Below are 26,151 nucleotides of genomic sequence, written 5' to 3' on the forward strand. Positions count from 1 at the left end.
GCCGCCGTTAGATCGCAATAAAAGAAGTTGTGCGCTGGGCTTTGCCGCGCCGTAGGCGCATCGGCCCCAATTCACATGTAAGGGGCAGCGCGCCGAAGGCTCGAAGTGACAAGCGTGGGGGCTTCATGTCTATACGCGATCGATGATTTTTTCGCCGAACAAGCCCTGAGGCCGAACGAGCAAGACACAAAGCGCAAGCACATACGCGAACCAGATTTCAATACCACCACCGACATAGGGCCCGAGAAACACTTCGGCCAGTTTTTCACCAACGCCCAGAATCAGCCCGCCCACAATCGCGCCAGGCACCGAAGTCAGGCCGCCCAGAATGACCAGCGGCAGCGCCTTCAGCGCCAGCACCGAGAGCGAAAACTGCACGCCCAGCTTGCTGCCCCAGATGACGCCGGACACCAGGGCCACGAAGCCCGCCACGCTCCAGACGATGACCCAGATGCGGTTGAGCGGAATGCCGATGGATTGCGCGGCCTGGTGGTCGTCGGCTACGGCGCGCAAGGCCCGGCCTGTACTCGTGTACTGGAAGAAGGCGGCCAGTGCCGCCACCAGGGCGGTGGCGATCAGCGCGGCGACCAGGTCTTCCTGGTTCACCAGCAGGCCGCCCTGGAAGACACCTTCCAGCAGGAACATCGGATCCTTGGGCATGCCCACGTCAATCTTGTAAATGCTGGAGCCAAAGATGGTCTGGCCGAAGCCGTCCAGGAAATACGAAATGCCCAACGTCGCCATCAGCAGCGCGACGCCTTCCTGGTTCACGAGTTTGCTGAGCACCAGCTTTTCAATCAACCAGGCCACCACGACCATGATGGCCAGCGCGACTGCAAAGGCCAATGCATTGTTGATGAACTTGCTGTCCAGTCCCGTCCACTGCGGAATCCACTCGGAAAAACGCGCCATGGCCAGCGCCGCGAACAGCACCATCGCGCCCTGGGCGAAATTGAAGACACCCGAGGCTTTGTAGATCAGCACAAAGCCCAATGCGACCAGCGAATACAGCATGCCCGACATGAGGCCGCCAATAATGGTTTCAAGAAATGAACCCATGTTATTGGCTCCCCCCTGTTGCGGGCTTACTTCGTGAGAACGTGTTGCACACCCCCGTTGCCGACTCACTTCGTGTAGCGGCCTCCCCCCTTGCAGGGGGCACTGCTTGTGGCCCGGCAAAGCCGGTTCCACGGCGGCCGCTGGATCTGGTTTGTTGGTGTTTATGCATATTCAGTGGCTGGTTCCGAGGTAGGCCCGGATCACGTCTTCGTTGTTGCGTACTTCGTCGGGGGTGCCGTCGCCGATTTTTTTGCCGTAGTCGAGCACCACGACGCGGTCGGAGATGTCCATCACCACGCCCATGTCGTGCTCGATCAGTACGACGGTGGTGCCGAACTCGTCGTTCACGTCGAGTACGAAGCGGCACATGTCCTGTTTTTCTTCGACGTTCATGCCGGCCATGGGTTCGTCGAGCAGCAGCACCTGCGGCTCCATCGCCAGCGCACGGCCCAGGTCAACGCGTTTTTGCAAGCCGTAGGGCAGTTGCCCGACGGGCGTCTTGCGATAGGCCTGGATTTCCAGGAAGTCGATGATTTTTTCCACCGCCTCGCGGTGCATGATTTCTTCTTTTTCGGCGGGACCTATGCGCAGCGCCTGCAGCAGCAGGTTGCTTTTGATCTTTAGGTTGCGGCCCGACATGATGTTGTCGAGCACGCTCATGCCCTTGAAGAGCGCCAGGTTCTGGAAGGTGCGCGCCACGCCCATGACCGCCACCTGGTGGCTGTTCATATGCTTGAAGGTCTGGCCGCGAAAGGTGATGGAGCCCTGCTGCGGCGCATAGACGCCGTTGATGCAGTTGAGCATGGAGCTTTTGCCGGCGCCGTTGGGTCCGATGATGGCGCGGATTTCATGCTCTTTCACATTGAAGGAAATATCGGACAGCGCTTTCACGCCGCCAAAACTGAGGCTGATGTTGTTGACGTCGAGGATGACATCGCCGATTTTTTTTGTCATCAGGCAGCCGCCTTCACAGGTGCAAAGGTTTGCGTATCGTCGATCTTCAGCGTCGCGCTGACACTGCCTGACCGGCCATCTTCAAACTTCACGACGGTTTCAATGAATTGCTCAGTCTTGCCGCCATAAAGCGCATCGATCAGCGGCAGGTATTTCTCGGCAATGAAGCCGCGCCGTACCTTGTTGGTTCGGGTGAGCTCACCGTCATCTGCGTCCAGCTCCTTGTGCAGCACCAGGAAGCGGCTGACCTGTGAGCCGGCCAGCAGCGCATCCACGCTGAGGTCGGCGTTGACTTTTTCGACACATTCCTTGATGAGCTGGTAGACCTCGGGCTTTTGCGCCAGGTCGGTATAGCCGGCGTAGGGCAGGTTGCGGCGCTCGGCCCAGTTGCCCACGGCGTCGAAGTCGATGTTGATCATCACGCAGACTTTTTCGCGGCCATCACCGTAGGCCACGACTTCCTTGATGTGCGGGAAGAATTTGAGCTTGTTTTCCACGTACTTGGGCGCGAACATGGCACCGTCGTTGGCGCCGCCCTTGATGCGGCCCACGTCTTTCACGCGGTCGATGATCTTGAGGTGGCCGGCGGCATCGATAAAGCCCGCATCGCTGGTGTGGTACCAGCCGTCGGCAGTCAGCACCTCTGCCGTGGCGGTCGGGTTTTTGTAGTATTCCTTGAGCAGGCCGGCCGACTTGACCATGATCTCGCCGTTGTCGGCCACCTTGATTTGCACGCCGCTGATCGGCACCCCTACCGTATCGGCGCGTGCTTCGTTGTCCGGCTGCAGGCACACAAACACGGCGGTCTCGGTCGAGCCATACAGCTGCTTGAGGTTGATGCCGATGGAGCGGTAGAAGGTGAAAAGGTCGGGGCCGATGGCCTCGCCCGCGGTATAAGCCACCCGCACGCGCGAAAAACCCAGCGTGTTGCGCAGCGGGCCATAGACCATCACGCTGCCCAGCGCATACAGCAACCTGTCCATGGCGACTACAGGTTTGCCGTCCATCAGGGCCGGGCCGGCGCGTTTGGCTACGCCCATGAAATAGTTGAACATGCCGCGCTTGATGCGGCCCGCGTCTTCCATGCGAATCATCACGGTCGTCAGCAGGCTCTCGAAAATCCGCGGTGGCGCAAAGTAATAGGTCGGGCCGACTTCTTTCAGGTCGATCATCACGGTGCTCGCGCTCTCGGGGCAATTCACCACATAGCCGCAGGCCAGCCACTGCGCATAGCTGAAGATGTTCTGGCCGACCCACGCGGGTGGCAAGTACGCCAGCACTTCCTCGCCGGAGGTGAGTTTGTCGAAATCGGCGCCAGCCCTGGCGCGGTCCAGCAGGGTGTTGTGGGTGTGGACCACGCCCTTGGGGTTGCCCGTGGTGCCCGAGGTGAAAAACATCGCGGCCACATCATCCGGCCGGGATTTTTCAACTTCGCTCTTGAAGAAGCCGGGTTGTTTCGCGGCAAAGGCCCCGCCTTTTTCCAGCAAGGCGTCAAGCGACTGCAGGCCGTCTTCGGCATAGTTGCGCAGGCCGCGCGGGTCGTCATAAATAATCTGCGCCAGCTGTGGGCACTGGGTGCGAATCTCCAGCAGCTTGTCCACCTGCTCCTGGTCTTCGACCAAGGCAAAGCGCACGTCGGCGTTGTTGATGGGATAGACGCACTCGGCGCCCACGGCGTCCTGGTAAAGCGGAATGGGAATGGCGCCCAGCGACTGCGCGGCCAGCATGGTGGCGTACAGGCGCGGGCGGTTGGCGCCGATGATCACCATGTGCTCGCCGCGCTGCAGGCCGGCTTCATGCAGGCCGCAGGCGATGCGCTCCACCAGCTGCGCCATACCGGCCCAGCTGTGCGCTTGCCAGATGCCGTACTCTTTTTCGCGCATGGCGGCGGCGCCCGGGCGCTCGGCTGCGTGTTTGAGCAGCAATCTTGGGAACGTGGTCTGCATTCGCTTTCTTGTCTCCGTTTTGTTGCGGCCTTCTTCGAGGAAAACCGCTGATATGGGATGAATAGTAGGACCAGCTTTGACGCTATGGTGTCATTGCGACGACAATTTCCGGGTAAGTCCTACTGGGGTGTGCCCGGGGTCGGCGCGGTTTATCGGATAAAGCGCCCGTCGCGCGAAACCATGGTGAGCTCCACAAAGCGCGAGGCATTGCGGGCCGAGTCGCTGAAGCTCACTTCAAAGCCGCCCAGGTCATAGCGCTTCAAATTCCAGGTGCCGTCGATGAAGCCGGCGCGCGTCGGGTTTTTGCCTGCACGCCGCAGCGCCTCGGCAAACACACGGGCATTGATGTAACCCTCCAGCGCCAGGTGTGAAGGCTCCAGCGCCACGCCCGCGGCCTTCCACGCCTGCTGGAATTCGCGCACCATGGGCACCACGGTATTGCCCGGCAAGGGCACGACTTGAGACACGGCAATGCCGGTGGCGTCGTCACCCATGGCTTTGAGTGTGGCGGCCGCGCCCATGATGGATAGTGCATAGAGAGGCAGTCCCTTGCGCTGCACGCGTATTGCTTTCACGAAGTCGATGGTCGGCTTGCCGGCCAGGCCCACCAGCACGGCTTCCGGGTTGGAGCCCGCAATTTTTACCGCTGCCGGGCCGGTATCCGAGGAGTTGTTTTCCACCGTGACAATCGCGGTCGCTTCCAGCTTGTGTTTGGTCATGGAGCGCTGGGTGGCGTCGAACACTTCTTTGCCGAAGGAGTTGTTCTGGTAGACGATCGCGATGCGCCGGATGCCGATGGTTGCCAGGTGCTGCACCAGCTGCTCGGCTTCGTCGGCGTAACTTGCGCGGATGTTGAACACGTTGCGCGCGTTGGCGGGGCGCGCCGACAGCGCACCGGAAAACGGTGCGAAGAAAGGCATGCCCGACTCGATCACCTGCGGCAGCATGGCCTCGATCATGGGTGTCCCCATGCAATTGAAGAGCGCGAAATTGCTTTTGTCGTCGATGAAGCCTTTCACATTGGTCAGCGCGCGTTTGACGTCGTAGCCGTCGTCGGCCACTGTGAGTTCTATCGGCCTGCCATTGACGCCACCCTTGGCATTAATGCTGGCAAAGCACGCTTTGGCGCCCTGGTGCATGGCCTGGCCCAGTTCGCCCAGCGGCCCGCTCAACGCGATGGATTGCGCGATGCGCACCGGGCCGGTGTCTTGCGCGTGCGCCGTTCCGTAGAGCGCGGCGGGTACGGCGGCAAGCGCGCCCAGCATGCGGCGGCGTGTCAGCTGTGCGTGCGGCCGGGCGGCGTGTGCGGGGAATAAATCGGGCGATGGGCGTGTGCGGTTGTCGGTCATGGCGGGTCTCCTGGCTGTCGTTATCGGCTTGTTGATTTGTTGTCTCAGCGGGGCCGATGCTATGCTTTGGATTGGCAATGAAATGTCTATCCGACGACAATCCAAGGGTTGCGCCCGCCCCGGACTTTCCCTGACCTTTCACTGACTTTCACCCGAATGTTGTGAGCCATGTCCACTGAACCGCCTCTTCACCAGCGCCGCAGGAACCCCACGCCCGACGAGCTGCGCGGCATTCCCTGGCTGCCCTTGCTGCAGCCTGAAGAAAGAGCACGTGCGTTAGCCGGGCTGCAGGTGGGCGACGCCGCGCCGGGCGACTATGTGTGCCGTGTCGGCAAGCCGGTGACCTACTGGTTTGGCGTGGTCGAAGGCCTGCTCAAGATGAGCAGCGACAACGAGCAGGGCATGACCATGACGTTCACCGGCGTGCCGCCCGGCGGCTGGTTCGGCGAAGGCACGGCGCTCAAGCGCGAGCCCTACCGCTACAACATCCAGGCGCTGCGCAAAAGCGTGGTGGCGGGTTTGCCCGTGGAAACCTTCCACTGGCTGCTGGACCACTCCATCGGCTTTAACCGCTTTGTGATGAACCAGCTCAACGAGCGGCTCGGCCAGTTCATCGCCGCGCGCGAAATCGACCGCATGAACAACCCCGACATCCGCGTGGCACGCAGCCTGGCCTCGCTGTTCAACCCGGTGCTGTATCCGGGCGTGGGCGAAATCCTGCGCATCACGCAGCAGGAACTGGCTTACCTGGTGGGCCTGTCACGCCAGCGCGTGAACGAGGCGCTCAACGCCTTGCAGGCCCAGGGGCTCATCCGCATCGAATACGGCGGCCTGCGCGTGCTGGACCTGGGCGCCCTGCGGTCCAGTGTTTTTTCAAGCAAATAAGGGCTGCAGGCCAATGGTGGCGAGCGCAAGCAGCTATTGAATTAGTAGCAAACGTGTTCGGTGGCTTGAACTGCCCGGGGAGCCATTTTGGGCGTTTGGGGTGCGGTTTGGGGCGCTTTTCAGGTGCCAAAAGTGCCTGCAGACCAATCAGAACGGGCGCAAGCAGCTATGAAATCAGGAGCGCTTGGTGTGACCAGTACAGCCGCCGTCCTCAGGAAAGAAACAAAATAAAGATGGAAACCGCTTCGACCACCCAATTGGCGCGGTTTGCAGCCTGGGCGTTTTCCTTGAGGATTGGCCAAAGCACTTCGCGTTGCCATGCCCACAGGTTGTAGGCCGCCGCCAGCAGTGCACCCGACAACCCGGCCAGCCATGAGTTGGTCAAGAAGCCGGCAAGGACGGCAATCACCAACAGGACGGATGTGAGGACAAATGTGCCGCCCGCAGCGCTGGCCAGAACATGCGAGAGCCCTCCGCACAAGGTGCAGGTGGCGGGGTTGCCTCGGCTGGAGAGACGTTTTTCCCAGATGTTGATTCCAGCCTGACGGCAGTGGGGGCAGATGTTCATTGTGCTGAAGGGCTGGATGCCGATGTCGTGCCGGCAATCGCCTTGCGCAGGTTCTCGCGCGCACGCGCTTCCAGTGTTTCGCGGAAATGCGCCGTGCTGTAGATCACAGGCCGGTCCAGAAAGCCCTGAAGGATCTCGCCCCGTTTTTGCCGGAACAGGGCCGCGGGCACAAAAGCGTATTCGTCCCGGATCTGCTGCTCGTATTCGGCAAACCTCTCCGCGCCGGCGCCCAGGATGGACAGGTCGATATCGACCAGCAACTGTTCGTCAGCCGAGGCCGGCAGCGCCGTATGGCGGGTGGCCATGACCAGGTCGTGAACGCGCTGCGCGGCGGCTTCAGCGGTGCCATGCGCCAGCAGCACCTCGCGAGCCCAGTCGGCGCTTTCTTCCTCGTTATCGTGGCGTTGCGTGTCGTAAATCGCATCATGGAACCAGAGCGCCATCTCGACCTCTGCGGGCTGTTCGGCCAGGTCGCGGGCGGCCTCGAAATGCGAGAGGCATTCCCTGAGGTGCTGCACGGTGTGGTACTTGCGGTGCGGCTCTGAGTAGCGCGCCACCAGTTCGTCGAACACCGCCCGCCCGATTGGCCGGACGGCAAGGGCATCAGCGCAAAGCCGCCAGGATCTGGCCAGCAGGTCTGTGGGGTCAGGGGTTTGCATGGGCATGACTTTATCGTTTGGGAGTTTTGTGCGTGTGTGGGCGCTCCGGCGGGGCGGCAGGCGCGCACAGGGACTCGACCAGTCTCAGCGCCGGCAGCGACAGCTGGTCAAAGCGGCGCGCGCAGATCAGCAACTGCCGGTCGGCCCAGGTGTCGGTCAGCTTGAGGATGAGCAGCTTGCCTGCCTCCGCATGGCGTTCGGCCGCGATGGCCGGCACCACGGCCACGCCGACCCCGGCCTCCACCATGCGGCAGACCGCCTCAAAGCTGCGAAGCCGTATGCGGGTGCGCATGCGCAGCCCCAGGCGTACGGCCTGCAGGTTCAGGTGCTGTTGCAGCGCGCTGTCTTCTCCCAGGCCGACGAAGTCGTGGGTCAGGGCTTGCTCAAACGAGATCTGATGCCGGCGGCCGAATCCGCTGCCGGGCGGGACCACCAGCACCAGCTGGTCGTGCCGGAAAGGTTTGGATTCAAGGCTGGAGACGTCGGCGGAGTCGGCCACGATGCCGAGGTCGGCCACCTGGCCCAGCAGCTGCGACACGATCAGGTGGCTGGGGCGCTCCTCCAGGTCAACGTCGATGGCCGGATGGGTATTGAGAAAATCCGCCAGCGCTTGCGGCAGGTAGTCGGTGATGGCGGCGGTGTTCGACAGCAAACGCACCTTGCCCGCCAGCCCGCCCGCATAGTCGCCGATCTCTCCGTGCATGCGCTCAAGCTGCTGCAACATCAGCCGCGCATGGTGGGCCACGGCCAGGCCGGCCTTGGTCGGCTTCACGCCGGCGCGCAGGCGCTCCAGCAGCGGGACACCCAGGGCGTCTTCCATGCCGCGTATGCGTGCGCTGGCCGAGGCGAGCGCCAGGTGCGAGAGCTTGCTGCCCGCCGTGATGCTCCCTGTATCAACGGTGTGCAGAAACAGCCGAAGGTCGATGAGGTCAAAGCGAAGAGTGGCGGGCATGGGCTGCAGGCGTTTTAGCCTTCGGCAACGGCGAAGGCTGTAAACGGATATTACCGCTTGAGCGCCAGCGCGCCGCTGCGCAGAATCGGCGCATGAACTCGATGAACAACTTCGTGAGCGCAGGGAACGACACCCTCTTGATGGCCGCCGTCGCCGGCGTATTCCTGCTGGCCGGCCTCGTCAAGGGCGTGGTGGGCCTGGGGTTGCCGACGCTCTCCATGGGCTTGCTGGCCGGCGTGATGCCGCCTGCGCAGGCAGCCGTCATCCTGATCCTGCCTTCGTTGCTGACGAATGCCTGGCAGATGTGGGACGGCGCCGCGCTGGCAAGCCTGTTGCGGCGCCTGTGGCCGCTGCAGGCTGGCGTGATCGCCGGAACGTTGTGGGCACCGGTCAGCCTGGTCACCCTTGATGCGGACCTCGCCTCGGCAGGTCTGGGCGCCGCGCTGATCATTTATGCGCTGCTGGGGCTGTGCGCGCTGCCGCTGGTGGTCACGCCGCGCGGCGAGCGGGTTTCTTCCTTCGCTGCCGGCCTGGCGACCGGCGCCATCACCTCGGCCACCGGCGTGTTTGTCTTTCCGGCCGTGCCTTACCTGCAGGCCTTATCGCTCAAGAAAGACGAGCTGGTGCAGGCGCTTGGCCTGTCTTTTACCGTTTCTACTGTCGCACTTTTTCTGCGCCTGGTGATGGAGGGCTCTTTTGCCATGGGCAGTATGCCGGGTGGCTGGAGTTTGCTGCTGCCATTGCCCGCTGCCTTGTTGGGCATGGTCGTCGGCCAGAAGCTGCGCGGGCGAGTGGGCGAGAAGGGTTTCAGGCGCCTGTTTTTCACTGGTCTGCTGCTGATAGGCGTTTACATGGTCACCCGCAGCGCGATGCGATAGCCACGCCGGTGCGATGGAAAACCACAGCGAGGTTTCGCAGGCTATGGAGGCGCTCCATGCCAAAGCCGCGCGTCTGGTCTTGCTGTTGGAGGAAGCGGGCGATCAGGGTGATCCCTTGCTGCCTTTGGCCTCGTCCCTGCTGGACGACATTGACGCCCTGCGCGCGCTGCACCTGCGCGTGGTGATGCGGTCTCACGCATCGGCTTGAACAGGGTTTAAACCCCTGATTTTTACGCTTTCTTTATACCGGCTACCGGTCTTTCATCCCCGTTTTTACACGTCGGATCCGAAACTTCTTCCATCGTTTGTTGTTGGAGAAAGTCATGGATCTCGCGTTTATTCTTGGCGCCGCCGCCCTCTGGGGTGTGATGGTCTTGCTGGTCTGGGGCTTCCAGAAGCTTGAAAAATCCGAAAGAGGCCGTTCATGATCAGCCTCGACGTTTTGTACGGCTTCGGCGGCGTCTGTGCTGTCCTGCTGCTCACTTACCTCGTCTATGCGCTGATCTGCGCCGAGGAGTTTTGATGAGCAACGTGTCATGGGGGCTCCTCGCCCTCTTCCTCGGTGCGCTGCTGGTCACGGCCTGGCCGCTGGGTATCTGGCTGGCCCGCCTGTATTCCGGTAGCCTCCCCAACTGGATGCATAAGGCGGAAGCGCCGCTGTATCGCCTCGCCGGTACATCGGCCGATACCAACATGAAATGGTCGCAGTACGCGTTGGCCTTGCTGGCCTTCAACGCGCTCGGCGTGCTGGCTGTCTATGCCCTGCAGCGCCTGCAGGTCTGGTTGCCGCTCAACCCTGCCGGCATGGCCGCGGTGACGCCCGACTCGGCCTTCAACACCGCCGTCAGCTTTGTTTCCAATACCAACTGGCAAGGCTATGCCGGCGAGTCCACCATGAGCTACCTCACGCAGATGTTGGTGTTGGCTGTGCAGAATTTCTTCTCCGCAGCCACCGGTATCGCCGTGGTGTTTGCGTTGTTCCGCGGTTTTGCCGCGCGCGCGACCGGCGCCATCGGCAACTTCTGGGTGGACATCACGCGCATCACGGCCTGGCTGCTGCTGCCGTTGTCGCTGGTGTTTGCCGTCTTTCTTGTGGGGCAGGGCGTCATCCAGAACTTTGATGCCTACAAAGACGTGAGCACACTGGAAGTGACCAGCTATCAGCAGCCGAAAAACGGCCCTGATGGCCAGGCGCTGAAAGACGACAAGGGCAATCCCGTGATGGAGGATGCCAAATCCGACAAGCAGACCCTGGCCATGGGCCCGGTCGCGTCTCAGGAAGCCATCAAGATGCTGGGCACCAACGGCGGCGGTTTCTTCAACGCCAACTCGGCCCACCCTTACGAAAACCCGACGGCGCTGAGTAATTTCTTTCAGATGCTGTCCATCTTCCTGATTCCGGCGGCGCTGTGCTTCGCCTTCGGCCGCGCGGTGGGCGACCAGCGCCAGGGCTGGGCCGTGCTCGCCGCCATGACGGTGATGTTTGTGATCGCGGTCGTGGCCATCACGCCCGCCGAGCAGGCCGGCAACCCGTTGCTCCCGCCTTTGGGTGTGGACCAGACGGCCAGCGCGCTGCAGGCCGGCGGCAATATGGAAGGCAAGGAAACCCGCTTCGGTATCAATGCCTCCAGCCTGTTCGCGGTCATCACGACGGCGGCCTCCTGCGGCGCGGTCAATGCCATGCACGACTCCTTCACGCCGCTGGGCGGCATGGTGCCCATGGTGATGATGCAGCTGGGCGAAGTGGTGTTCGGCGGTGTCGGAACCGGGCTGTACGGCATGCTGATTTTCGCCATCCTGGCGGTGTTCATCGCCGGCCTCATGATTGGCCGCACGCCGGAATACCTGGGCAAGAAGATCGAGGCGCATGAGATGAAGCTGACCTCAATCGCCATCCTGGTCACGCCTGTCCTGGTGCTGGCCGGCACCGCCATCGCCGTATTGGCCGGCGCAGGCAAGGCGGGCATTGCCAACCCCGGTGCACACGGTTTTTCTGAAATCCTTTACGCGCTGAGCTCGGCCGGCAACAACAATGGCAGCGCCTTCGCGGGGCTGTCGGCCAACACGCCGTTCTACAACACGCTGCTGGGCATCGTCATGTGGCTGGGCCGCTTCGGCTTCATTGTTCCGGTGCTGGCTATTGCCGGTGCGCTGGCCGCCAAGAAGCGCCTGCCGGTCACGGCCGGCACCATGCCCACGCACGGCCCGCTGTTCGTGGCGCTGTTGATAGGCACCGTGCTGCTGGTGGGCTTGCTCAATTACGTGCCAGCCCTGGCGCTGGGCCCGGTGGTCGAGCACCTGATGCTGTGGCCAGGCCAATAACCGCGAGGCTCAAAGAGAAACCCATATGAGTACCAAAAAAACTTTAGTGCTGCTGGATCCCGCGCTGCTCAAGCCGGCCATCGTGGCTTCGTTCACCAAGCTGAGCCCGCGTGTGCAGTGGCGTAACCCGGTCATGTTTGTCGTCTACATCGGCAGCATTCTCACGACCTTGCTGGGCCTGCAAGCCCTGCAAGGCCAGGGCGAAGCACCGGCCGGATTCATCTTTGCCGTGGCCGTCTGGCTGTGGTTCACCGTGCTGTTCGCCAACTTCGCCGAAGCGCTGGCCGAGGGCCGTAGCAAGGCGCAAGCGGCGTCGCTGCGGAGCCTGAAAAAAAGCACCTGGGCCAAGAAGCTCAAGGAACCCCGGCATGGCGCCACGTTCCTGCCGCAAGAAGCTGAAAATCTCCGGAAAGGGGACGTGGTGCTGGTCGATGCCGGCGACATGATTCCGCTGGACGGAGAAGTGATTGAAGGCGTGGCCTCGGTCGACGAAAGCGCCATCACCGGCGAATCGGCCCCGGTGGTGCGCGAGTCGGGCGGCGACTTCTCCGCCGTGACCGGCGGCACGCGCGTGCTGTCAGACTGGCTGGTGGTGCGCATCACCGTCAACCCCGGCGAGTCCTTCCTGGACCGCATGATCAGCATGGTTGAAGGCGCCAAGCGCCAGAAGACGCCCAATGAAATCGCACTCACGATTTTGCTGGTGGCGCTGACCATTGTTTTCCTGGTGGTCACGGTCACGTTGCTGCCGTTCTCCGTGTTCAGCGTGGGTGCGGTGGGGGCGGGCAAGGTGGTGAGCATCACCGCGCTGGTGGCGCTGCTGGTCTGCCTGATCCCGACCACGATTGGCGGCCTGCTGTCGGCCGTGGGTGTGGCCGGCATGAGCCGCATGATGCAGGCCAATGTCATCGCCACTTCGGGCCGCGCGGTTGAGGCTGCCGGCGACGTGGATGTGCTGCTGCTCGACAAGACCGGCACCATCACCCACGGCAACCGCCAGGCTTCGAGCTTTTTGCCCGCGCCCGGCGTGTCTGAAAAAGCGCTCGCCACCTGCGCCATGCAGGCCTCCTATGCCGATGAAACGCCGGAAGGCCGCAGCATCGTGGCGCTGGCCCTGAAGCTGGCCGTCAGCCAGTTGCCCATGCAGGCTGTGATTGAGGTGCCCTTTACTGCGCAAACCCGCATGAGCGGAATGGACGCCTTGAACCCCGATGGAAGCAAACGGCAACTGCGCAAGGGCGCGGTCGATGCGATCCGCAAGCATGTGGAAGCACTGGGCGGAACCGTTCCGGCTGAAGTTCTGCGCGCTTCAGATGACGTGTCGCGCCGCGGCAGCACGCCGCTGGCCGTGGCCGACGGCAGCACGGTGCTGGGCATCGTGGAGCTGAAAGACATTGTCAAGGCCGGCATCAAGGAACGCTTCGGCGAACTGCGCCGCATGGGCATCAAGACGGTGATGATCACCGGCGACAACAAGCTCACGGCCGCTGCCATCGCTGCCGAGGCGGGTGTTGACGACTTCCTGGCCGAGGCCACGCCCGAAGACAAACTCAAACTGATACGCCAATACCAGGCCGAAGGCCGACTGGTGGCAATGACGGGCGACGGCACCAACGACGCGCCGGCCCTGGCCCAGGCCGACGTGGCAGTCGCCATGAACAGCGGCACCCAGGCCGCCAAGGAGGCCGGCAACATGGTGGACCTCGACTCCAACCCCACCAAGCTGCTGGAGATTGTGGAGACCGGCAAGGCCCTGCTGATGACGCGCGGCTCGCTCACCACGTTTTCAATCGCCAACGACGTGGCCAAGTACTTCGCCATCATCCCGGCGATCTTTGTGACCACCTACCCGCAACTGGCCGCACTCAATGTGATGCGTCTGGGCAGTCCGTCGTCGGCGATTTTGTCGGCGGTGATTTTCAACGCCCTGATCATCATGTTCCTGATCCCGCTCGCGCTCAAAGGTGTGAAATACCGCGCTGTGGGCGCCGCTACGCTGCTGCGCCGCAACCTGCTTATTTACGGCCTGGGCGGTCTCATCGTGCCCTTTATCGGAATCAAGGCGATTGACTTGCTGCTGGTAGCAATGAACCTCGCCTGAACACCTGCATATCAAGGAATCCTCATGACAAATATTCTTCGCCCCGCAATTGTGATGTTCACCGTGCTGACCCTGGTCACCGGCGTGGCTTATCCCCTGGTGGTGACCGGCGCCGCGCAATCGTTGTTTCCGGCGCAGGCCGGCGGCAGCCTGATCCAGCGTGACGGCAAGGTTGTCGGCTCTTCGCTGATCGGGCAAAACTTCAGCGATCCCAAACACTTCTGGGGCCGCCCATCGGCCACGGGCCCCATGCCTTACAACGCATCAGCTTCCAGCGGCTCCAACCAGGGTCCGCTGAATCCCGCGCTGGTCGATGCCGTCAAGGGCCGTGTCGAGGCACTGAAAGCAGCCGATCCCGGCAACACGGATCAGGTGCCGGTGGACCTGGTCACGGCTTCTGCCAGCGGGCTGGACCCGCACATCAGCCCGGCTGCGGCTCGTTACCAGGTGGCTCGTGTGGCTAAAGCACGCGGCCTGGCGCCTGAGAAGGTTCAGGCCCTGGTCGGGCAGTACACCGAGCAGCCTTTGCTGAGCTTTCTGGGCGAGGCCCAGGTGAATGTGCTGCAACTCAACCTCGCGCTGGAAGCGCTTCGTTAAGAGAAATGTCCATGAACTCTGATCTTCTGCGGGTCTTGTGTGCGCTGGCCGCCTTTGGCGTGCCGCTGGCGGTGGCCTGGTGGATCGCGGGCCGCGGTGAAAGGCGGGAGTCCGGCATGCCAAAAGATGGCGAGTCAGGCGAACAGGAAAAACACACCCGGTGTTACCCTTTGCGAGGCGATCTTTGAAACTTTTGAATCACCCAGGAATAGCGCAACGGCATGGCCAGTTTTTCCGACTCCCGCCCTGACCCCGACGAACTCCTTGACCGTCTGCGCGGCGAGGAGGAAAAAGCGCGCCGGGGACGTTTGCGCATCTACTTCGGTGCCAGTGCCGGCGTGGGCAAGACCTACGCCATGCTCAGCGCCGCGCAGCGCGAGCGTAAGGCCGGGCGGGATGTATTGGTCGGTGTGGTCGAAACCCATGGCCGCAGTGAAACCATGGAACTGCTGACCGGGCTTGAGCAACTGCCCTTGCAGGAGGTAGCCTATCGCGGGCACAGGTTGAAAGAGTTCGACCTGGACGCGGCGCTGGCGCGCAAGCCGGCACTTCTGCTGGTCGACGAGCTCGCCCACAGCAATGTGGAGGGCTCGCGCCATGCCAAGCGCTGGCAGGATGTGCAGGAGCTGCTGGAAGCCGGCATCGACGTCTGGTCAGCGGTCAATGTGCAGCACCTGGAAAGCCTCAATGGCACGGTGGGCGCCATCACCGGCATACGCGTGCATGAAACCGTGCCGGACACGGTGCTGGACGGCGCCGACGAAATCATCCTGGTCGACGTCACGCCTGACGAACTGATGGCGCGGTTGAAAGCCGGCAAGGTTTACCTGCCGCAGCAGGCCGAGCGCGCGGCGCAGAATTTTTTCCGCAAAGGCAATTTGATCGCACTGCGCGAGATTGCATTGCGGCGCACGGCCGAGCATGTGGAAGACGACGTGCGCAGCTACCGCGTCGAAAAATCCATCGCCCCGGTCTGGAACACCGAAGGCGCCATCCTCGCTTGCATAGGCCCGCGTGAAGGCGCCGAGCAGACCGTGCGCACGGCGGCGCGCCTGGCCGGCCAGCTCAATGTGCGCTGGCATGCAGCTTATGTGGAAACGCCGCGCCTGCAGCTGCTGGAGGTCGCCAGGCGCGACCGCATCCTGGCCGTCATTCAGCTGGCCGAAGAACTGGGCGCGGCCACGGCGGTGCTGACCGGCAGCGATGCCGCGGTCGAACTGGTGGCGCAGGCACAGCAGCTCAATTGCGCCACGCTGGTGGTGGGGCGCCCGCAGCTGCCGGGCTGGCGCGCGCTGTGGGCCGGCTCCACCATGACGCGCCGGCTGGCGACGCTGGCGCCCACGCTGGACATCGTGGAGGTGGGCCACGCCGACAGCGCGCGGCGGTTGGCGCGGGCCGTGCAGCGGTCTGCCGACGATGACGCCGCCGCGGCCTGGCAGGAGAGCCTGCCGCGATACGCATGGGCTGCGGCCGGCAGCGCAGCCGTCACCGTGCTGGCTTTGCCCTTGCTCAGTTTTTTTGACCTCGCCAACATCGTGATGCTGTTTTTGCTCTGTACGGTGCTGGTGGCGCTGAAGTTCGGGCGTGGGCCGGCGGCGCTGGCGGCTTTCCTCAACGTGGCGGCGTTTGACTTTTTCTTTGTGCCGCCCCAGCTGTCGTTTGCCGTCAGCGATGTGCAGTACCTGTTGACATTTTCCGTCATGCTGGTGGTCGGCTTGCTGACAGGGCAGCTCACGGCGGGTCTGCGCTTTCAGGCGCGCATCGCGGCCAGCCGCGAGCGCCGCGCGCAGTCGCTGTTCGAACTCACACGCGATTTGTCGGCGGCGCTGCTGAGCGAGCAGGTTATCGAGCTTGGCGAGGCAGCGGCACAGCGCAACTTCGGCGGGCAGGCGCTGGTGATGGTGACCGACAGCCACGACCAGTTGGTGCCGCCAGAGAAGCCACCAGCGGATTTTGATGCCAGTGTGGCCGACTGGGTGTTTCGCAACGAACAGCCGGCGGGGTTGGCCACCGCTACCTTATCGGCCCAGGCATGGCATTACATCCCGCTCAAGGCGCCGATGCGCGTGCGCGGCGTGCTGGCGCTCAAGCCTGCGCAGGCGCGCTGGCTGCTGATTCCCGAGCAGATGCAGCAGCTCGAAACCCTGGCGCGGCAGATCGCCATCGCGCAGGAGCGCGTGCACTATGTGGAGGTGGCCCAGCAGGCGGTGGTGCAGATGGAGTCCGAGAAATTGCGCAACATGCTGCTCGCGGCGATTTCGCACGACGTGCGCACGCCGTTGACCGCGTTGATCGGCCTGGCCGACTCCCTGCAGCGCACGGCGCCGCCACTGAGTAGCGAACAGTCGCAGGCGGCGCGCGCCATCGCCGGCGAAGCGCGCCACCTGAGCGCGCTGGTCAACAACCTGCTGGACATGGCGCGGCTGCAAAGCGGTGCCGTTAACCTGAGGAGCGAATGGCAGTCTGTCGAGGAAATTGTCGGTTCGGCGATCCGCCAGGCGCAGCACGCGCTGGCCGGCAAGGCTGTCACGGCTGCGCTACCCGCCGATCTGCCGCTGGTCGAATTTGACGCGGTGCTGATGGAGCGCGTGCTCGTCAACCTGCTGGAAAACGCCGCCAAGTACGGGCGGTCGCCTATAGAAATCAGCGCAGAGGCGACGGAGCAGGCGCTGATGCTGGCGGTGCGTGACCACGGGCCCGGCCTGCCCGCCACCCTCAAGGGCCGCGAGCACGAGCTGTTCGAGAAGTTCACGCGCGGCGAGACCGAATCGGCCACGCCGGGCGTGGGGCTGGGCCTGGCCATCTGCCAGGCGGTGGTGCAGGCGCACCGCGGGCAGATCACAGCCGCCAATGCGCCGGGCGGTGGTGCAGAATTCACCATCACCCTGCCGCGCCGCCCGCCGCCGCAGGGCCTGCCCGAAACCGCCTGACCTTTCTTCCTCTTTGCCCATGTCCCACCCCACACCCGTTGCCGTTGTGATTGAAGACGAGCCGCAGATACGCCGCTTTGTGCGCGCAGCGCTGGAGGCCGAAGGCTGGCAGGTGTTCGAGGCGGACACCGGCAAGCGCGGGTTGACCGAGGCCGGCACGCGCAAGCCCGACCTGCTGGTGTTGGACCTTGGCTTGCCCGACGGCGACGGGCTGGAGGTGATTCGCGACGTGCGCGGCTGGTCGGCCGTGCCGATTGTGGTGCTGTCGGCGCGCGCCGACGAGGCCGACAAAATCGCCGCGCTGGACGCCGGCGCCGACGACTACCTGACCAAGCCCTTCGGTGTGGGCGAACTGCTGGCCCGGGTGCGTGCCAACCTGCGCCGCCCGCGCGCTGCCAGCGCTGACGGAACGCCTGACGAGCCGCTTTTTACCTTTGGCGATGTGGTGGTGGACCGCCAGGCGCGGCTGGTGCGCCGCGGCGGTGTGGAGGTGCACCTCACGCCGATCGAATACCGCCTGCTCACCGTGTTGATGACCAACGCCGGGCGGGTGCTGACGCATCGCCAGCTGTTGCGCGAGGTGTGGGGTCCCGCCCATGCCGGGCAGAATCACTACCTGCGCATTTACATGGGCCACCTGCGCCAGAAGCTCGAGGCCGATCCGGCGCAGCCCAAACACCTGCTCACGGAAACGGCTGTGGGATACCGCCTTTGGGTAGCCTGAGGGCCGTACCAGGCGGCATTTAAGTGCCAAATACGCCTGTAGCCCACGAATAACCTGCGCGAGCAGCTATAAAATAGATAGCAAATGACTGAACCTCTCAAACCCGGCCCGAGGCCTGTCGGCGGCGCCGTACGAATCCAGAAAGCCGCGCCAGCAGCGGCTGCACCAGGCGCACCGGCCGCCACCGTGCGGCTGAACAAACGCATGGCCGAACTGGGCCTTTGCTCGCGCCGCGAGGCTGACGACTGGATCGCCCGCGGCTGGGTGCGTGTGAACGGTGCACCGGCGGTCATGGGGCAACCGGTGGCCGTGGATGCACGCATCGAGATTGACCGCCAGGCCGAGCAGCAGCAGCGCCAGCAGGTCACCATCCTGATCAACAAGCCGGTCGGTTATGTCAGCGGCCAGGCGGAAGACGGGCATGAGCCGGCCGTGGTGCTGGTGCAGCCGCAAAACCGCTGGCGCGAATGCAACAGCCGCATGCGCTGGGGCCACGAGCAGTTGCGCGGACTGGCGCCGGCCGGGCGGCTGGACATTGACTCCATCGGGTTGCTGGTGCTGACGCAGGACGGCCGTGTGGCGCGCCAGCTCATCGGTGAAGACTCCGAGATCGAAAAAGAGTATTTGGTGCGTGTCAGCTACAGAACTGAAAAAGGGGACGAAACCGCCAACGTGCAGGCCTTGTTCCCGCGCGAAAAGCTGGCCTTGCTGAACCACGGCCTGAGCCTGGACGGCCAGGCGCTCAAGCCCGCGCAGGTGTCATGGCAAAACCCCGAGCAACTGCGTTTTGTGCTCAAGGAAGGTAAAAAACGCCAGATTCGCCGCATGTGCGAGCAGGTGGGCCTCTTTGTCACCGGACTGAAGCGCGTGCGCATCGGCAATGTCAACCTGGGCCACCTGCCGGTCGGCCAATGGCGCTACCTGGCGCCGCACGAGCACTTCTAGCCTGCACGCTCGGGCTTACCCGAGCGTGCCCCTGTCCTACCCGGATGTGCGCAAACGGATGGCAGTTTCCCGTGTGCCGCGGCCTAAAGTGGGTTGTATGGCACTTATTACTTACCTGGTAGAAGACAACGAGATCGTTCTTGAGAACCTGATAGAGGCGCTCAAGGAGATTGCCGCTGTCCAGGTAACGGGCCACGGCGCCACCCAGACGGAGGCCACCCGCTGGCTGAAGCTTCACAACGGTGAGTGGCATCTGGCCATCGTGGACCTTTTCCTGAAGGAAGGCAGCGGGCTGGGCGTGCTCGCAGGTTGCCGCAATCGCGAGCCTTACCAGAAGGTGGTCGTTTTGAGCAACTACGCGACGGATGAAATCCGCAGGCGCGCCGCCGAACTCGGGGCCGATGCGGTGTTCGACAAATCCAGCGAGCTCGAAGGACTGTTTGATTATTGCCAGGAACAAACGACCTTGCACTAGACAGAACGGCACGCTGCAATGCGGCACTTTGCTGTCGCACGGCTAGCCTCTGTTAACGGTGTTTGCTGAAACCTGTTGCTATTAAATTGGTAGCTGGTTGCGCTCGCTCTGCTTGCCTTAACACCGCTTTTTATCTGTAAAACTGCCGCTACGGCACTACCCGCTGGCGCATGGGCGCCTATGGCGCCACAATCGCGCCATGAGCACACCAGAACGGCTTGACGCCACGGCAACCATCCCCAAACCCGGGTCTTTCAGGTTGCCGACCTGGCTACATGTTTCCGACATCCAGGGGCTGGCCCAGCTTGCCACGCAGGCCACCCTGGGCGTCACAGGCCTGGCGGAAACTGTGCAGGGCAATGTGTACAAAGCCGTGGCTGCACCGTTTGGCCTGCTGGGTTCAAGGTTCGTCGACAGCGCGCCGGGAAGCAGCGGCGTCAAGCCTTCCGGCATCACGGGCTGGGTCTACGGCAGCATCAGGGGCGTCACGCGCCTGGCAGGAGGGGCGGCCAATGCGGTGTTGTCGCGGGCAGTGCCGCTGGCCGGCGCGCAGGCTTCTTCACCGCAGCGCGAGGCCATGCTTTCGGCCCTGAACGGCGTGCTGGGAGACCTGCTGCTGGACACCGCCAATCCGCTGGCCATCCGCATGAGCTTGCGCCATGAAGGCCAGCCGCTGGCGCTGGACCCAGAGGCGCTGGCTGCGCGGCTGCCGCAAGCGACGGGAAAGATCCTGGTGATGGTTCACGGGCTGTGCATGAATGACCTGCAATGGAGCGGCAACAGCGCGCTGCCGCAGGGCCATGGGGGGCAACTGGCGCGCGAGCTGGGTTACACGCCGGTGTACCTGCACTACAACACGGGGCTGCATACCTCGGCCAACGGCGAGCAATTGGCCGGCCTGTTGCAGCAGCTGGTCAAGGCCTGGCCGCAACCGGTGCAGGACGTGACGCTGCTGGTGCACAGCATGGGCGGCCTGGTTGCGCGCAGCGCCTGCCACCACGCAGCCCAGGCGGGCCACAGCTGGCGGCAGCAGCTCAAGGCCATGGTGTTTTTGGGAACACCCCATCACGGCGCGCCGCTGGAGCGGCTGGGCAGCTGGGTCGACGGCGTGCTGGGCAGCAACCTGGTGACGCGGCCCTTTGCCAGGATCGGCCAGGTGCGCAGTGCCGGCATCACCGACCTGCGCCACGGCAACGTGCTGGAAGCCGATTGGCGGCAGGCGGGGCGTTTTGAGCGTGGCCCCGACGTGCGGGAGGTCGTCCCCCTGCCCGCGGGCGTGGATTGTTATGCGGTCGCCGCCACCACGCTGTCAGCCGGCCGCGGCCCGCTGGTCCCGGTCAGGGAGGCACTGGCGCGCAAGATGGTGGGTGATGGGCTGGTGTCGCTGGAAAGTGCCCTGGGCCTGCATGAAGAGGCGTCCCGCACGCTGGCGTTTGCGCCGGAAAACCAGTGGGTGGCGCAGGGCATGAACCACATGGAATTGCTGGGCCGCCCCGAGGTGACGCGCCAGCTGGTGCAATGGCTGGGCCGCTAGCCTTCCTGGCGGCCGGGGGTTTTACGCAATCTGGTCAGGGGGTGACCAGGCTCACACTGACGGGCCAGCTGAAGTTGGCGGCCGGGGCGTCTGTGTTGGGTTTGCGTTCCTTCAGGCTGAAGGCGTGTTGGAGGGCCAGTTCAAAACGGCCAGGACGCAGTGCGCAGACCCGGTAGCCGCCATCAGCCGCCTCGACGCGTGTGCCCGCGCTGCCGCTGACGTTCATTTGCCAGCCGGCGACCTGTTCCTGGTTGAGCTGCAAGTCCATGCAGAAGCCCTTGCCCAGGGTCGATACCAGCACCATGCGCTGCGTGGCGGAAATGAGGGATCCCGTTGTGTCGGCAGAGAACAGGGCTGCCGGGTGGCTGTTTTCCAGGATACGAAGCACAGCCGGAATGACGATGGCGAAATCCAGCTTCGTGCTGGCCTGGGGTTTGTCAACACTCAGCATCTCGCCTGCACGTGAACTCTGCGCTACGCAGAACATGGCCACCAGCAGCGCCGACAGCGCCATGAGGCGGCTGAAAGACGTTGGGTAGGTGCGGCAGGAGGACATTGGGGCTGAACCAGAAAATGATTAAGTACGCCCTCATAGTAACTAAATTGATAAAAGTGATGCAAGATATTAATGACAGTAAATATGTGACTTATTTACCGATTTATCTGGTTTTTCAGCAAATTTCAGCTTGTTTTTGATTGTTTTATCAAATTTTGGCCGGACGGGGCCATTGATTTGTCAATTTTTGCGTTTGCGGGGGACTGCTGCTGCCCGGAACCCAGACGTTCTGAGGATAGAAGCCAGGTATCTCCGCTCACGTGGGCTCTCCGTGGAGCGCGGGAGGCGGTGTTTTCAGCGTTCGCGCTGCACGGCGAAGTCGAGCGAGTTGGTTTGGCGTACCAGGATGACCGTCTTCGCAGGATCGCGAAGAACCGGGCTCCAGGGCAGCGGGACGTTGTCCGGAGAAACTTCGATCAAATGCTCTCCGGCCGCGACGTAGGGAAACTCGTAGCGGCCCTGGCTGTCGGTTCGTGTCACATAGCGCCTGTCAAGGATGACGGTGACGCCAGGCACGCCGCCTTCGGAGGCTTCCCTGCGGCCATTGCTGTCTGCGTCGAAAAACACCGTGCCTGTCAGTCCGCCGGAGCCGGTTCCGGGCAGGCCGCCCAGCGGTGCCGTGGAAGTGCCGGCCCGGTCTTCGTAGCGCAGCAGCAGCTGGATGCTGCGGTTGGTCTGGGTGGTTGCAATGGCCTGCTGCGTTGCTGCCGTCAGGGCCGAGACCACCAGCGCCGGAAGCGGTTCCTGCCCGCGTGATTCGGTATACCGAAGGGTGAGCGACCAGCCGATATAAGGCTGCCAGCTCACCCCAACGTTTGCATTGACCGACTCGCCGCCGTCGCTGCGGCGTGCACCCCGCACCGACCCATCCAACGACCATTGCGACCACGGCGACAGGGTGCCGAGAATGCCCCAGATCAGGCCTGTGGTGGGGCTGACATTGCCGCTCATCCGCTCCCATGCCAGCGAGGTGCCGAAAGTGGCCGGCAAGACAACCGGCCAGCTTTGGTCTACCCCGAGCCGGGTTGTCCGGACGCCGGATGCATTGGCCAGATCGGCGCGCCATTGTGTCTGGCCCCAGTCGCTGGCGCGGCTCCAGGACAGCTGCGCCGACTGGCCGGGGCTGGTGATGGCGCGAAAGCTCAGGGCCGCGCCCACCGAGTTGCGCGAATCGAGCAGGTAGCGGCCGTTGACGTTGATGAAGGCACTGCGTCCCGACGCACTGCTGCCTGCGCCGGCACGGCTCACGCTGTCGCTCAGCTCGACCGCATACCCGGCTTGCCACTGCCGGGTGGAGGTGTCGGCCTGCCAGTAGACGCCTTGCAGGTCGCTGGCGAGAACTGTTGTGCCCCAGCGCAAATTGGGTTCAAAGCGAAAAACACCGGCTGTGGTGCGCCAGCGCTCGGTTCGCCATGCGGCGTCCAGCCAGAGGCCGGTCGCGACGCCGCCCTGCGTGCTGTCACTGCGTACCACGTTGGCCTGCATGCGCAAGCCGCCGACGCGATCGCTGGGCGACCCATAGCCGGTAGCCACTCCCGTGCCCCACGGCGCTGCGCCTTCCCAGGACGCCGCAGCAAAGTAAGCGCGGGTGTTCAGTGCGTTGCCGAAGCCCGCGCCGTCCGAAATGTTTTTGCCGTCGATCAGCTGGAATGCGGCGTCAGTGCGGCTTCCTGCCCCCAATGCGTCACCGGTGGGAAGGCGAAATTGCGCACCGGCAGACCCGATGCTGCCGCCGGAGGTCTGGAACCCGACGGCATCCAGCCCGCTAAAAAGGCCGGTACGTCCCGCGGCTGCGTTCAGGTCTACGGCGTCGTTCAGGTACCACTGTCCGCCAACACCCCGGATGGGCGTGGCCGGCACCGACACCCTCCCGGTACCGCGGGCGAGCCTGGTGCTGACGGTATTGATGTCGCCCGCGTTGTGGTTGGCAAACCAGCCGCCGTCCAGCGGCAGGGCGCGCTGGTCAATCCGCCAGGTGCTGCCGCTGTTTTGGGCCTGGTTGCCCGGCGCATTCGACTGCTGCTGGACCAGGTTGGCATTGATCGACAGTGCGCCGTGGTTCGGTGTGTCCAGGAAGCCGCCTATGCCCAACGCGCGGGATGTGGTGTCGCCACCGCCGCCGTTCTGCTTGAACAGGGAATAGTCAACACGCCAGCTTCGCGGCCAGCCGGCTTCGTTGTATTCGCTGGCCTTCAGCTGAAGTCCGCCGTCAGGGTCCGGCAGGCCCTCCATGACGCGGTCCACATAAGGCTGGCCCTCGGCGGGCGGAGCCGTTCCCTGGGCCAGGGCCGCAGCCGTCGCAAAACCGGCCCCAAGTCCCGCAAGGCCGAAGCGCCACCACTTGAGTGGCAAGGAAAAAGGGATGATCGGCGTGTGCGCTCGTCGCTTCATGGGGCGAAGCGCTGCTCAATACTTTGTGTTTGGCCTTTGCCCCATTCGAGCTTGCCGCGCACCGTGACGGGATAGCGGATTTGCGCCGCCGTGTCCTGGTCTCCCGGGCGAGTGGCGCTCAGTGGAATGGTGCGCGTCTCGCCAGGCAGTATGGGGGTGTTGGCCGGCGAGAATTCCAGGGAGGTATTGGACGCATCAGTGCCGTTCAGGAAGCCGGTGACACGGCCGTGGGCCGTGCCGCTGTTGCGGATCTGCAGGACGGGTGTGGGCTTGCCGTTCACGGTCTGCACGCCCGAGCCGGCCACGCTCAGCTCTGGTGTGGCGCCGCCAATGGCGATGTAAACCACCACGCCGAGACGGGCTGAAAAAGGAATAGGCGGGCCCGACTCCATGCGGGTAACCTGCTCCTGGCCTTCCAGCATGATGGCAAAGCGGCATTCACCGGGCTTTGCGTCGGGCGGCACGTTGACCTCAAAACGAAACCGGTAAGGACGTCCGCCCGCGATGGTGAGTTCGCGCCGCTCGATGGCCACCCATGGTCGGCAGCTGCCGGGCCCCAGTTCATCATTAAAAGTGACGGAGTTGTCCATGCCAAGCCGCCAGTCCGCTGTCCTGATGCTGAACGAGGTGGATGCTGATGATGCGTTGGTGATTTCCATGATCTGGCGCAGGCGCTCGCCGGGTTTGACTTCGAATTCAAACCGGGGAGGCGACACTGCCAATGCAAATTCGCTTGCCATTGCGCCAGGCGCAACCAGGGCGAAGGCCAGACCAAGAAAGCCAGCCGCGCACCGTGGCAGGGCAGGTAACCGCAGACGGGTCATGGGGTGTCTACCTCGAAATAAAACTGCAGGGCTTGGGAAGACGTCAGCGCACGCCCATCGGTTCTGAGAATCAGCTCAACGGTTTCTTCCAGGGAAGCTGCGCTGACGATGCCGTCGAAAATCAGGGTACGACCGCCGGAACGCAGTGAGCCCGGCAGCAAACGCCCCTGGGTTCTCCAGGTGACAAAGATGGGCTCGCCCGCGACCGGGGCGAGCCCCATGTAAAGCCTGACCGGCTGGTTCAGCCAGCGAGAGAGGTTCAGGCGCAGGGCGACCCGCAGGCTGGCCTCCACCGAGTTGTCGGCCCCGCGGCCGGGAACCAGCTGCCGCCAGCGCATGGGGACGACGCTCTGGGTGGCCACGGTGCCGGTGTCATCCACGCGGGTCGTGGTGGCGGCTGCGTGTTGCGCAGTCAGTGCGTTGGCAAGCAGCAGGAGGGCGGCAAATCCGATGAGGTGTGACAGGCTGACCGGTCTTTTCATCATCATGGGGAGGTCAGGGTGTAGCTGACGCGTCCGGTAAAGGTGCCCGAACCCACCAGTTGGGTATTGGCGTAGTTGAACTGCAGGCAGCTTTCAAACCAGGTATTGCGTGTAACGCTGAGCAGCGTTTGCGATGCCCCGCCTACAAACGTTCCGCTGGGGATGGTGGGGGTCGGGTCTTGTGCGCCGCCGGAAACCCAGGAGATGGTATTGAAGGGAATGGTGTCGCCCGTGGCATTGACCAGAGAGGCCGGCGCGGTGGCGGTGAGTGTGGCGTTGGCGCCGGTGCCCGGTGTGCGGTAAAAGCCGCCGACGTAAACCTGCGCGGGCACCGTGCAAAAGGCAAAGCTGTCATAAGGGCTGGCCGTAACGGTGCTGTCGGTTGTCATGGCGCTGGTGCCGGCTCCGATGTTGGCTGCTGGAATGGTGACCGAAACACGGTTGATGGTGGAGTTGTTGCCGGGCGTGCCCCCGGAATTGAAGTTGCCGCCGGTCATGGTTCCTGCGCCCACCTGCAAAAACAATGACTTGGTGCCTGCTGTGATGGTGACGACAAAGGCCTGGGCGCCTGCACAGGCCAGAGCGCCGGCCACCAATGCGGCGACGCGCAGCACTTGCAACACACTGCTGCGAGTGGGCACGAAGAACAGGGATTGGGTGCGCATAAGTACCACTTTACGCTAACTAAGAAATATCAACAAAAAATAAAAATGGCCCCGACAAGCGGGGCCATTTAAGGATTTATGTAATCAGAGTTGTGTAGCGGTGTAGGTAACGCGGCCATTCTTGACGATGGTGCCGCCGTAGGTACCGGCTGCTGGCAAGGTTGCATTGAGGTAGGTGTAGGTCCACTTGCCTTCGACGCGGACAAGCTTGTTGGTAGCGGTCAACGTGGTGGCGGTACCGGCTCCGCCGCTTGCGCCCAGGTTGAATGCTGGGTGGGTAATGGCCGCATTGGTAAAGCCGGAAGTTGTGGCGCCCAGTGCAGCACCGGCCACGTTGATCTGGCTCCATGGGATC

General features: G+C 63.4%; 25 protein-coding genes and 1 pseudogene. 13 read left to right on the top strand and 13 right to left on the bottom strand.

What is annotated here, in order from left to right:
- Positions 1 to 129: 129 nt before the first annotated feature.
- From AC1DYQ_RS13110 to AC1DYQ_RS13125, 4 genes are all read right to left on the bottom strand, one after another.
- Positions 130 to 1,059, bottom strand: coding sequence for a branched-chain amino acid ABC transporter permease (locus AC1DYQ_RS13110; protein ID WP_457281378.1), 930 nt, complete (start codon positions 1,057 to 1,059; stop codon positions 130 to 132).
- Positions 1,060 to 1,230: 171 nt separating this feature from the next.
- The gene (locus tag AC1DYQ_RS13115; protein WP_431098627.1) at positions 1,231 to 2,016 is read right to left on the bottom strand and encodes an ABC transporter ATP-binding protein; all 786 of its coding nucleotides are present in this window, start codon (positions 2,014 to 2,016) and stop codon (positions 1,231 to 1,233) included.
- Positions 2,013 to 3,959 (bottom strand): AMP-dependent synthetase/ligase, encoded by a 1,947-nt coding sequence (locus AC1DYQ_RS13120; RefSeq protein ID WP_477687142.1) that lies wholly within the window; start codon positions 3,957 to 3,959, stop codon positions 2,013 to 2,015. Before AC1DYQ_RS13120 ends, AC1DYQ_RS13115 begins: the two co-directional genes overlap by 4 nt.
- A 149-nt stretch (positions 3,960 to 4,108) precedes the next feature.
- Positions 4,109 to 5,308, bottom strand: a complete 1,200-nt coding sequence (locus AC1DYQ_RS13125) for an ABC transporter substrate-binding protein (RefSeq protein ID WP_477687143.1) — start codon at positions 5,306 to 5,308, stop codon at positions 4,109 to 4,111.
- Between the two features lie 168 nt (positions 5,309 to 5,476).
- Here AC1DYQ_RS13125 and AC1DYQ_RS13130 point away from each other — a divergent pair, with 168 nt between their 5' ends.
- Positions 5,477 to 6,193 carry a Crp/Fnr family transcriptional regulator gene (locus AC1DYQ_RS13130; protein ID WP_457281374.1) on the top strand — a complete coding sequence of 239 codons (717 nt, stop codon included), beginning with the start codon at positions 5,477 to 5,479 and terminating at the stop codon, positions 6,191 to 6,193.
- Between the two features lie 211 nt (positions 6,194 to 6,404).
- Here AC1DYQ_RS13130 and AC1DYQ_RS13135 read toward each other — a convergent pair whose 3' ends face one another.
- The 3 genes from AC1DYQ_RS13135 to AC1DYQ_RS13145 are packed head-to-tail and all read right to left on the bottom strand — an operon-like array spanning position 6,405 to position 8,372.
- Positions 6,405 to 6,761: a hypothetical protein gene (locus AC1DYQ_RS13135; protein WP_477687144.1), complete on the bottom strand. Its 357-nt coding sequence runs from the start codon at positions 6,759 to 6,761 to the stop codon at positions 6,405 to 6,407.
- Complete coding sequence (locus AC1DYQ_RS13140) at positions 6,758 to 7,426, bottom strand: HD domain-containing protein (protein ID WP_477687145.1); 669 nt, start codon at positions 7,424 to 7,426, stop codon at positions 6,758 to 6,760. The genes AC1DYQ_RS13135 and AC1DYQ_RS13140 overlap by 4 nt, the downstream gene beginning before the upstream one ends.
- 4 nt (positions 7,427 to 7,430) lie before the next feature.
- Entirely contained in the window at positions 7,431 to 8,372 is a 942-nt protein-coding gene (locus AC1DYQ_RS13145; protein WP_477687146.1) for a LysR substrate-binding domain-containing protein, read from the bottom strand.
- A 92-nt stretch (positions 8,373 to 8,464) separates the two neighbouring features.
- Between AC1DYQ_RS13145 and AC1DYQ_RS13150 the strand changes: the two genes are divergently transcribed.
- The 12 genes from AC1DYQ_RS13150 (at position 8,465) to AC1DYQ_RS13205 (ending at position 20,878) form a co-directional block, all read left to right on the top strand.
- Positions 8,465 to 9,250 carry a sulfite exporter TauE/SafE family protein gene (locus AC1DYQ_RS13150; RefSeq protein WP_477687147.1) on the top strand — a complete coding sequence of 262 codons (786 nt, stop codon included), beginning with the start codon at positions 8,465 to 8,467 and terminating at the stop codon, positions 9,248 to 9,250.
- Positions 9,251 to 9,263: 13 nt separating this feature from the next.
- The gene (locus tag AC1DYQ_RS13155) at positions 9,264 to 9,458 is read left to right on the top strand and encodes a hypothetical protein (protein ID WP_477649103.1); all 195 of its coding nucleotides are present in this window, start codon (positions 9,264 to 9,266) and stop codon (positions 9,456 to 9,458) included.
- A 216-nt stretch (positions 9,459 to 9,674) separates the two neighbouring features.
- The gene (locus tag AC1DYQ_RS13160; RefSeq protein WP_457281368.1) at positions 9,675 to 9,773 is read left to right on the top strand and encodes a potassium-transporting ATPase subunit F; all 99 of its coding nucleotides are present in this window, start codon (positions 9,675 to 9,677) and stop codon (positions 9,771 to 9,773) included.
- Positions 9,773 to 11,572 (top strand): potassium-transporting ATPase subunit KdpA, encoded by a 1,800-nt coding sequence (gene kdpA / locus AC1DYQ_RS13165; protein ID WP_477687148.1) that lies wholly within the window; start codon positions 9,773 to 9,775, stop codon positions 11,570 to 11,572. The genes AC1DYQ_RS13160 and kdpA overlap by 1 nt, the downstream gene beginning before the upstream one ends.
- Before the next feature lie 25 nt (positions 11,573 to 11,597).
- Positions 11,598 to 13,673, top strand: coding sequence for a potassium-transporting ATPase subunit KdpB (kdpB, locus tag AC1DYQ_RS13170; RefSeq protein WP_477687149.1), 2,076 nt, complete (start codon positions 11,598 to 11,600; stop codon positions 13,671 to 13,673).
- Between the two features lie 24 nt (positions 13,674 to 13,697).
- On the top strand, positions 13,698 to 14,270 hold the full coding sequence (gene kdpC / locus AC1DYQ_RS13175; RefSeq protein WP_477687150.1) for a potassium-transporting ATPase subunit KdpC: 573 nt from the start codon (positions 13,698 to 13,700) through the stop codon (positions 14,268 to 14,270).
- An 11-nt stretch (positions 14,271 to 14,281) separates the two neighbouring features.
- Entirely contained in the window at positions 14,282 to 14,458 is a 177-nt protein-coding gene (locus tag AC1DYQ_RS13180; RefSeq protein ID WP_477687151.1) for a hypothetical protein, read from the top strand.
- Between the two features lie 33 nt (positions 14,459 to 14,491).
- A complete protein-coding gene (locus AC1DYQ_RS13185) occupies positions 14,492 to 17,200 on the top strand; it encodes a DUF4118 domain-containing protein (protein ID WP_477687152.1) in 2,709 nt (902 codons plus the stop codon).
- Between the two features lie 19 nt (positions 17,201 to 17,219).
- Entirely contained in the window at positions 17,220 to 17,924 is a 705-nt protein-coding gene (gene kdpE / locus AC1DYQ_RS13190; protein ID WP_457281362.1) for a two-component system response regulator KdpE, read from the top strand.
- An 84-nt stretch (positions 17,925 to 18,008) separates the two neighbouring features.
- A complete protein-coding gene (locus AC1DYQ_RS13195) occupies positions 18,009 to 18,869 on the top strand; it encodes a pseudouridine synthase (protein ID WP_477687153.1) in 861 nt (286 codons plus the stop codon).
- Positions 18,870 to 18,966: 97 nt separating this feature from the next.
- Positions 18,967 to 19,344 carry a response regulator gene (locus AC1DYQ_RS13200; RefSeq protein ID WP_457281360.1) on the top strand — a complete coding sequence of 126 codons (378 nt, stop codon included), beginning with the start codon at positions 18,967 to 18,969 and terminating at the stop codon, positions 19,342 to 19,344.
- 199 nt (positions 19,345 to 19,543) lie between these two features.
- Positions 19,544 to 20,878 (top strand): esterase/lipase family protein, encoded by a 1,335-nt coding sequence (locus tag AC1DYQ_RS13205; protein WP_477687154.1) that lies wholly within the window; start codon positions 19,544 to 19,546, stop codon positions 20,876 to 20,878.
- Between the two features lie 34 nt (positions 20,879 to 20,912).
- On the opposite strand, the gene AC1DYQ_RS13210 is transcribed toward AC1DYQ_RS13205, so the two are convergent.
- From AC1DYQ_RS13210 to AC1DYQ_RS13235, 6 genes and pseudogenes are all read right to left on the bottom strand, one after another.
- Positions 20,913 to 21,434, bottom strand: coding sequence for a hypothetical protein (locus tag AC1DYQ_RS13210; RefSeq protein ID WP_477687155.1), 522 nt, complete (start codon positions 21,432 to 21,434; stop codon positions 20,913 to 20,915).
- 294 nt (positions 21,435 to 21,728) lie between these two features.
- Positions 21,729 to 23,825 carry an SdrD B-like domain-containing protein gene (locus tag AC1DYQ_RS13215; protein ID WP_477687156.1) on the bottom strand — a complete coding sequence of 699 codons (2,097 nt, stop codon included), beginning with the start codon at positions 23,823 to 23,825 and terminating at the stop codon, positions 21,729 to 21,731.
- Positions 23,822 to 24,565 (bottom strand): COG1470 family protein, encoded by a 744-nt coding sequence (locus tag AC1DYQ_RS13220; protein ID WP_477687157.1) that lies wholly within the window; start codon positions 24,563 to 24,565, stop codon positions 23,822 to 23,824. Before AC1DYQ_RS13220 ends, AC1DYQ_RS13215 begins: the two co-directional genes overlap by 4 nt.
- Positions 24,566 to 24,645: 80 nt before the next feature.
- Positions 24,646 to 25,137: a hypothetical protein gene (locus AC1DYQ_RS13225; RefSeq protein WP_477687158.1), complete on the bottom strand. Its 492-nt coding sequence runs from the start codon at positions 25,135 to 25,137 to the stop codon at positions 24,646 to 24,648.
- A complete protein-coding gene (locus AC1DYQ_RS13230; RefSeq protein WP_477687159.1) occupies positions 25,134 to 25,796 on the bottom strand; it encodes a hypothetical protein in 663 nt (220 codons plus the stop codon). The genes AC1DYQ_RS13225 and AC1DYQ_RS13230 overlap by 4 nt, the downstream gene beginning before the upstream one ends.
- An 84-nt stretch (positions 25,797 to 25,880) precedes the next feature.
- A pseudogene (locus tag AC1DYQ_RS13235) lies at positions 25,881 to 26,151 on the bottom strand (hypothetical protein); the annotation flags it as partial.

Source organism: Polaromonas sp. P1_F4, assembly GCF_056405675.1.